The 7692-nt window shown below is 70.2% G+C and carries 7 protein-coding genes; 3 read left to right on the forward strand and 4 right to left on the reverse strand.

Translation table 11 applies throughout. The features are described from left to right. Positions 1-146: 146 nt before the first annotated feature. Positions 147-962, reverse strand: a complete 816-nt coding sequence (locus ROTAS13_RS15680; protein WP_075822803.1) for a siderophore-interacting protein — start codon at positions 960-962, stop codon at positions 147-149. 23 nt (positions 963-985) lie between these two features. Continuing rightward, positions 986-1603: a PadR family transcriptional regulator gene (locus ROTAS13_RS15685; RefSeq protein ID WP_075822800.1), complete on the reverse strand. Its 618-nt coding sequence runs from the start codon at positions 1601-1603 to the stop codon at positions 986-988. Positions 1604-1829: 226 nt separating this feature from the next. On the opposite strand from ROTAS13_RS15685, the gene lepA reads away from it, so the two are divergent. The 3 genes from lepA (at position 1830) to ROTAS13_RS15700 (ending at position 5418) form a co-directional block, all read left to right on the forward strand. Continuing rightward, a complete protein-coding gene (gene lepA, locus ROTAS13_RS15690) occupies positions 1830-3635 on the forward strand; it encodes a translation elongation factor 4 (RefSeq protein WP_075822801.1) in 1806 nt (601 codons plus the stop codon). Positions 3636-3880: 245 nt separating this feature from the next. Then, positions 3881-4852 (forward strand): tripartite tricarboxylate transporter substrate-binding protein, encoded by a 972-nt coding sequence (locus tag ROTAS13_RS15695; protein WP_058389923.1) that lies wholly within the window; start codon positions 3881-3883, stop codon positions 4850-4852. Between the two features lie 206 nt (positions 4853-5058). Continuing rightward, positions 5059-5418, forward strand: coding sequence for a response regulator (locus ROTAS13_RS15700; RefSeq protein WP_019462156.1), 360 nt, complete (start codon positions 5059-5061; stop codon positions 5416-5418). A gap of 375 nt (positions 5419-5793) precedes the next feature. On the opposite strand, the gene hemH is transcribed toward ROTAS13_RS15700, so the two are convergent. Both hemH and hemC read right to left on the reverse strand, forming a co-directional pair. Continuing rightward, the gene (hemH, locus tag ROTAS13_RS15705; protein WP_252570967.1) at positions 5794-6885 is read right to left on the reverse strand and encodes a ferrochelatase; all 1092 of its coding nucleotides are present in this window, start codon (positions 6883-6885) and stop codon (positions 5794-5796) included. Next, on the reverse strand, positions 6882-7692 hold an 811-nt coding region (gene hemC, locus ROTAS13_RS15710; protein ID WP_075822802.1), incomplete at its 5' end, for a hydroxymethylbilane synthase. The genes hemC and hemH, both read right to left, overlap by 4 nt.

The following is a 7692-nucleotide window of genomic DNA, read 5'->3' on the forward strand; positions in this document are numbered from 1 at the left end:
GCGCGATCCGGCCACAGCAGGTGCCAACTCCTGGCAGGTCCAGGAGCCACCGGCTCCTGGCGGATGGGGGGCCGGGGGGAAGGCAGAGCCTTCACCCGGGACAGGGCAAGGCCGGAGGTGAAGCGCCACAACCGGCGCTCCCGGCATCAGTCGTTATGCGTCTCGTGTGCCCCGGCGGCGCCGAGCTTCCAGTATCCGGCGGCCTTGATACGCTCCTTGAGCAGGCCGTGCCGCTCCACCAGGATCTGGCGCAGGCGCTTGGCGACCAGGGATTCGCAGGCGACCCAGGCATAGCCTTCGCCACCCGGCAGGGTCAGGGCGCGCAGCGCCTCCTCCAGCCCGCCGCCCTGGCCCGGCGGCACGCGGCCACGATGGACCCAGCGCAGGTCGAGCTTCGCCTGGCTCCGCCAGACCTGCTCTTCCGCTGGCCCGGCCACCTCGGCGATGACCAGGGCATGGCTGCCTTCGGGCAGTTCCTCCAGGCGGCGGCCGATCGCGGGCAGGGCCGTCTCGTCGCCGACCAGCAGGTGCCAGTCGAAGTCCATGGGGATCACGAAGGAACCGCGCGGGCCGCCGAGGCCGATGCGGTTGCCGGGCCTGGCGCGGCTGGCCCAGTCCGTCGCCGGCCCGTTCTCGTGCAGGGCGAAGTCGATCTCCAGAATCCCCGCCGCCTCGTCGTAGCGGCGCGGGGTGTAGTCGCGCGCGGGCGGGCGCGGCTGGCCCTCGGGGAAGACGACGCCGTTCGGCCCCGCCACCGGCAGCGCCAACGGGGCGCCGGGCTCGGGGAAGAAGAGCTTCACATGGTCGTCGAAGGAGAGGCTGGTGAAGCCGGCGAGATCCGGCCCCGCTAGGGTGATCCGGCGCATGGCCGGCGTGATGTCCTCCACCCGCGTCACGTCGAGCTGGCGGAAGCGGAGTTCGTGGCGGACCCGGCGCGCCACCCGCGCCGGGGCCTTCTCCATGCCCGTATCCATGGCTGTGGTCCTTATTCCCGCTCGATCCGCGTCGCGGTGGCGTCGATGGCCTCCACGATGCGGCGGAGCTGTTCCTCGGAGAGGTTGCCGCGACCGAGACGCAGCCGCAGGGCGAGCTTCAGGTTATGCATGGCCCGGAGGATCTGCAACTTGCCGGCTGCCGGAGCTTCGCCGCCGGCCGCCTCCATGCGGGCGAAGAGCGCATCCGCTTCCGCCTTCTGTCCGGCCAGGACGCGCTCGCCCTCCGGAGTGACGGCGTAGAGCTTCTTGGCGCCCTCGGTGGCGGAAACGGCGATCTGGCCGAGTTCCTCCAGCAGGGTCAGGGTCGGGTAGATCGTGCCGGGGCTGGGACGGTAGGCGCCGCCGAGCCGGGTCTCGATCTCCTCCATCAGCTCGTAGCCGTGGCGCGGGCGCTGCGCGATCAGGCGCAGCAGGACGAGGCGGAGGTCGCCGCTCTCGAAGAAGCGGCCGCCGCGCCCGCCCCGGCCATGATGGCCGTGCCGGCCGAAGGGGCCACGGCCGCCACGCTCTCCGTCCCCGAAGTCGCGGTGGAAGCGGCGGGCCTCGCAGCGGCCATCCTGGCCGGGCCAGCGGGGATCGGAGCGGCGGTGGGAGAAGAAATGTCGCATCAGGTTATCCTCGATAGGGTTTCGATATATCGGAAATAGGCGAAGCCCATATCCGCCGCAAGATCCGATATATCGGAAATATTCACTTCGACAGGATATGTCCGCGCCAGGGGCTGCCGGCCCGCTCCGCGCTTGGTGCCGGGCGCCGGGTGGCTTATCTGAGGGGCGACAACACGCCCGCGCGGCCGAAAACCCGCCTCACGCCCGCATTCCGGCCGGACCCTTCATGACCGACACCCCCCTCTCCCGCATCCGCAACTTCTCGATCATCGCCCATATCGACCATGGCAAGAGCACGCTCGCTGACCGGCTGATCCAGAAGACCGGCGCCCTGTCAGACCGCGAGATGACCAACCAGGTCCTCGACAACATGGAGCTGGAGCGCGAGCGCGGGATCACCATCAAGGCGCAGACCGTCCGGCTGGACTACCGCGCCGCGGATGGCGAGCTGTACCAGCTGAACCTCATGGACACGCCGGGCCATGTGGACTTCGCCTACGAGGTTTCCCGCTCCCTGGCCGCCTGCGAGGGCTCGCTTCTGGTGGTCGACGCCTCCCAGGGCGTCGAGGCGCAGACGCTCGCCAACGTCTACCAGGCCATCGAGGCGGGGCACGAGATCGTCCCCATCCTGAACAAGGTGGACCTGCCGGCCGCCGAGCCGGAGCGGGTGAAGCAGCAGATCGAGGACGTGGTCGGCATCCCCGCCGACGACGCGGTGATGATCTCCGCCAAGACCGGGCTGAACATCGAGGGCGTGCTGGAGGCCGTTGTCACCCGCCTGCCGCCGCCGCAGGGCAACCCGGACGCGCCGACCAAGGCGCTGCTGGTGGACAGCTGGTACGACGCCTATCTCGGCGTGATCATCCTGGTGCGGGTGAAGGACGGCCACCTGCGGCGCGGCCAGAAGATCCGCATGATGGCCAACGGCACCACGCACCTGATCGACCAAGTGGGCGTGTTCCGGCCGAAGATGCAGACCGTCGAGAGCCTCGGGCCGGGCGAGATGGGCTACTTCACCGCCGCCATCAAGACGGTGGCCGACACCAATGTCGGCGACACGGTGACCGACGACCGCAACCCGGCGCCGGAGCCGCTGGCGGGCTTCAAGCCCTCCATCCCCGTGGTCTGGTGCGGCCTCTACCCGGTCGATGCGGACGATTTCGAGAAGCTGCGCGAATCGCTGTCCAAGCTGCGGCTGAACGACGCCTCCTTCCACTACGAGGCAGAGACCTCCGCCGCGCTGGGCTTCGGCTTCCGCTGCGGCTTCCTCGGCCTGCTGCACCTGGAGATCATCCAGGAGCGCCTGAGCCGCGAGTTCGACCTCGATCTGATCGCGACCGCGCCCAGCGTGGTCTACAAGATCAACAAGACGAACGGCGAGAGGATCGAGCTGCACAACCCGGCCGACATGCCGGACGGCTCGGTGATCGACACCATCGAGGAGCCCTGGATCAAGGCGACGATCTTCGTCCCGGACGAGTACCTCGGCTCCGTGCTGGCGCTCTGTTCCGAGCGGCGCGGACAGCAGATCGACCTCACCTATGTCGGCACCCGGGCGATGGCAGTCTACAAGCTGCCGCTGAACGAGGTGGTCTTCGACTTCTACGACCGGCTGAAGTCGATCTCCCGCGGCTATGCCTCCTTCGACTACACGATGGACGGCTACGAGGAGAGCGACCTCGTGAAGATCTCCATCCTGGTGAACGCCGAGCCGGTGGATGCGCTGAGCTTCATGGCCCATCGCTCCCAGGCGGAGAAGCGCGGGCGGCAGATCTGCGAGCGGCTGAAGGACCTGATCCCCAAGCAGCTCTTCAAGATCGCCATCCAGGCCGCCATCGGCAGCCGCGTCATCGCGCGCGAGACCATCGGCGCGCTGAGCAAGGACGTCACCGCCAAGTGCTACGGCGGCGACATCAGCCGCAAGCGCAAGCTGCTGGAGAAGCAGAAGGAGGGCAAGAAGCGCATGCGGCAGTTCGGCAAGGTTGAGATCCCGCAGAGCGCCTTTATCGCCGCCCTCAAGATGGACGCCTGACAGGCGCGCTTCCCCCGGAGAGAAGCGCCCTGCCCTTTCCCGGCCCGCCCCTTGCCGGCGGGCCGGCCCTCCCGCCCCGTGCTCCTGGCGCCACGCCCGGACTGGGCCACAGCAGCCTGGCGATGCACTTTATTACGAAATAGCAATAAAACCGCCTCTTTCCGCAAGCCGAATCGGCTTCTTCGTCGTTGACCTTTGCAGCGGCGCATCCTTCGATGACGAAATTATAATCCGGAGGAAACGACATGATTCGGCGCTGTGCCCTCGTCCTGGCGGCCGCCTTCCTGGCCCTGCCGGCCGCCGCGCAGGATTCCTACCCCAGCCGCACGATCACCATGACCGTGCCCTTCGCCGCCGGCGGCCCGACCGACACGGTGGCCCGGCTGGTCGCCGAGGCCATGGGGCGCGACCTGAAGCAGACGGTGGTGATCGAGAATGTCGGCGGGGCCGGCGGCACGCTGGGCGCCGCCCGGGTCGCCCTGGCCAAGCCGGACGGCTACGCCATCCTCATGCACCATATCGGCATGGGAACGACGCCGACCCTGTACCGCCGCCTGTCCTATGACCCGGTGAACGGGTTCGAGACGGTGGGCCTCGTCACCGAGGTGCCGATGACCGTCATCGCCCGCAAGAACATCGGCGCGAACACCCTGGCCGAGCTGACGGCGCTGATGAAGCGCGAAGGCACCAAGATCAACCTCGCCAATGCCGGGATCGGGGCGGCCAGCCATCTCTGCGGCCTGCTCTGGCAGAACGCCATCGCCACCCAGGTGACCACCGTGCCCTATCGCGGCACCGCCCCGGCCATGACGGACCTGGTGGGCGGCACTGTGGACGTGATGTGCGACCAGACCACCAACACCACCGAGCAGATCAAGGCCGGCTCCGTGCGCGCCTTCGCCGTGACGACAAAGGATCGCCTGGCCGCCCTGCCCGACCTGCCGACGGTGCACGAAGCCGGGCTGCCGGGCATGGAGGTCTCCATCTGGCACGGGATCTACACGCCGCGCGGCACGCCGGCGGCGATCAACGAGCGCCTCTCCAGCGCCCTGCGCACCGCGCTGAAGGACCCGCACGTGGTCGCGCGCTTCGCGGAGCTCGGCACCGCCCCGGTGGCCGATGCGATGGCCATGCCGAAGGCGCACCGGGACTACTGGATGGCCGATATCGCCAAATGGCGGCCGGTGATCCAGGAGGCCGGGCAATACGCCGACTGAAGCCACCCCCGTCGCGGTGGGCACCCCCGGGGACAACGGGAGGGGGGCATCCCCTCTCGCCTGGTGGCAGGGCCCGGAAGGACAGCCCTCTGGACATCCTCTTCGCGACGCGATGCCGCAAAGGAGATGTCCGGACGGTGCATCGCAATCGGGCCGGGTCCAGTCTATAAGGCTGGCACGACATCGGAATTGAGCGGGCATCTGGCATGAGCACACTGGAGGGACGTCGGGTCCTGGTCGTGGAAGACGAGACACTGGTGGCGATGCTGGTGGAGGATACGCTTCTCGATGCCGGCGCGCAGGTCCTGGGCCCCGTGGCGACCGTGGCGGCCGCCCTGCAACTGATCCAGACCGAGAGGCCGGACGTCGCCGTGCTCGACCTGAATCTGGCGGGCGAGACCTCCGAGCCGATCGCCGATGCGTTGACCGGCATGAACGTGCCCTTCGTGGTCGCCTCCGGCTACGGACAGGCCGGCGTGCCGACCCGGCATGCCAACGTCCCGGTTCTGGCCAAGCCCTATGCGCCCGAGGAACTGACCCAGGCCCTCGCCCGCCTGCTGCCCTGATCCGTCTCGCCGGGCGCGATGGGTTCCGCCGCGTCCCCTGGGGGCAAGGCTCCACCTCGCCCCCAAACCCCCGCGCCGCCAGGACCCTGCGGGCCCTGGACCCGATGAGCTGGCACTCCCCGGCGTAGGATGGCGCCGGAAAGCCCTGCTCTCCGGCGGCTGCCGGTGCCGCCAGCGCGGACACGGTGTCTTTCCTCTTTTCGGGGGTCCCGCCGATCCACCTGTGCCCCAGGGATCAGGCGGAAGGCTGGCCTCGCCACCCGCACCCGCTCAAGGCGGGGTCTGGGGGAATACCATTCCCCAGCAGCGGGGGTTCCGGGGCAGGCGGAGCCTCCCCGGGGCCAACCGAAAGCGCAACGCCAGAACCCTGGCCGCTCACCCGCCAGGCGCGGACGGTTCCGGCAGCCAGCCGGCCAGTTCCTCACGCAGCAGCGCTTCCAACAACGCCACCGCACCGGGAGAATCGTTCAGGCAGGGGATCACCGTGTAGTCCTCGCCCCCGGCCTCCATGAAGACATGCCGTGATTCCCGGCCGATCTCGTCCAGCGTCTCGACACAGTCGGACAGGAAGCCCGGCGTGATCATCGCGACGCGCCGGATGCCGCGCCCGGGCAGCCCGGACAGGACATCGTCGGTATAGGGCTCCAGCCAGGGCTCCCGGCCGAAGCGCGACTGGAAGACAAGGGGGAATTCCGCCTCGGACAGGCCGAGCGCCTGGCGCAGCGCCCGCATGGTCCGCTCGCATTCGGCCAGGTAGGGATCGCCCTTCTCGACATAGGAACGCGGCAGGCCGTGGAAGGAGGCGAGCAGCATCTGCGGCGGCCGCTCCAGCCCGGCCAGCGCCTGGCGCACCGAATCGGCCAGGGCGCGGATATAGGCGGGGTGGTCCGGAAAGGAGGGCGCGATCCGCAGCGCCGGCTGGCGCCGCATCCGCATCAGCGCGCGGAACGCATCGTCCGCCACCGTCGCCGTGGTGGTGGCGCTGTATTGCGGATAGAGCGGTAGGACCAGCACGCGGTCGCAGCCCTCCGCCATCAGCGCCCGCATCCGCTCGTCCACGCCCGGGCGGCCATAGCGCATGGCCCAGTCCACCACGACCTCTCCCGTGCCGTCCGCCGAGGCCAGCCGCGCGCGCAGCCTCTCCGCCTGGGCGCGGGTGAAGGTCCGCAGGGGGGATTCATTCTCCGCCGCGCGCCAGATGCGGCGGTAGTTCGCGCCGGAGCGGCGCGGGCGCGTGGCCAGGATCACGCCCTGCAGCAGCGGCTGCCAGAGCAGCGGATTCACCTCGATCACCCGCCGGTCGCTGAGGAACTGCGACAGGTAGCGGCGCATCGGCCAATAGCCCGTGCCGTCCGGCGTGCCGAGATTGACCAGCAGCACGCCGATCCGCCCCTTCGCCGGCTCCGGACCGCCGCTCACCGGCGCATCCCCGGCGGAGGCCAGGGAGAGCGGGGCCACATGCGTCATGGCAGGATATCCGCCGGACTCCCGGCCCGCAGCCATGCGCCCAGCTCCTGGCCCAGCCGCGCCGCGTCGCCGGGCGCGCCCTCCAGGCCGCGCTTCAGCAGGAAGGAGCCGTCCTCCCGCGCCAGAAGGCCGGTCAGCCGCAGCCGCCCGCCGGGCAGCATCCGCGCATGGGCACCGACCGGCGTGCGGCAGGAGCCGCCGAGCGACGCCAGCAGCGCCCGCTCCGCCGTGGCGGCGATGCGGGTGGGGCGATGGTCGATCATCGCGAAGAGGCGCCGCGTCTCCACATCTTCCTCCCGGGCCGTGACGGCGATGATGCCCTGTCCGGCCGCCGGCACCAACTCCTCCTCCGGGTCCAGCGCCATCACGGCCGCATGTTCCAGGCCCAGGCGGCGCAGCCCGGCCATGGCCAGCAGCGTGGCCGCGAAATCGCCGCCCTCCAGCGCCCGCAGCCGCGTGCCGACATTGCCGCGCAGCAGGCCGAAGCGCAGGTCCGGCCGCAGGTGGCGCAGCTGCGCCTCGCGCCGCACCGAGGCGGTGCCGATCCGCGCGCCCTGCGGCAGTTCCGGCAGCGCGCCGCGGCGGAAGACCGGCGGCACGGCAGGCCCCAGGACCAGGGCGTCGCGCACATCCTCGCGCGGCAGAACGCCCGCGATGACGAGGCCGGGCGGCAGCTCCGTTTCCAGGTCCTTCAGGCTGTGCACGGCGAAATCGACCCGGCCGTCCAGCAGCGCCTCGTGGATCTCCTTGGCGAAGAGCCCCTTGCCGCCGATATCGGCGAGGCGGCGGCCCTGGACCCGGTCCCCG

It is taken from the genome of Roseomonas sp. TAS13 (assembly GCF_001950415.1).
Classification (GTDB): Bacteria; Pseudomonadota; Alphaproteobacteria; order Acetobacterales; family Acetobacteraceae; genus Roseomonas; species Roseomonas mucosa.

Bases quoted from the DNA above. Each gene is read 5' to 3' on its own strand.
- ROTAS13_RS15680 (WP_075822803.1), bottom strand. From the start codon at position 962: ATGGAGAAGGCCCCGGCGCGGGTGGCGCGCCGGGTCCGCCACGAACTC.
- ROTAS13_RS15685 (WP_075822800.1), bottom strand. From the start codon at position 1,603: ATGCGACATTTCTTCTCCCACCGCCGCTCCGATCCCCGCTGGCCCGGC.
- lepA (WP_075822801.1), top strand. From the start codon at position 1,830: ATGACCGACACCCCCCTCTCCCGCATCCGCAACTTCTCGATCATCGCC.
- ROTAS13_RS15695 (WP_058389923.1), top strand. From the start codon at position 3,881: ATGATTCGGCGCTGTGCCCTCGTCCTGGCGGCCGCCTTCCTGGCCCTG.
- ROTAS13_RS15700 (WP_019462156.1), top strand. From the start codon at position 5,059: ATGAGCACACTGGAGGGACGTCGGGTCCTGGTCGTGGAAGACGAGACA.
- hemH (WP_252570967.1), bottom strand. From the start codon at position 6,885: ATGACGCATGTGGCCCCGCTCTCCCTGGCCTCCGCCGGGGATGCGCCG.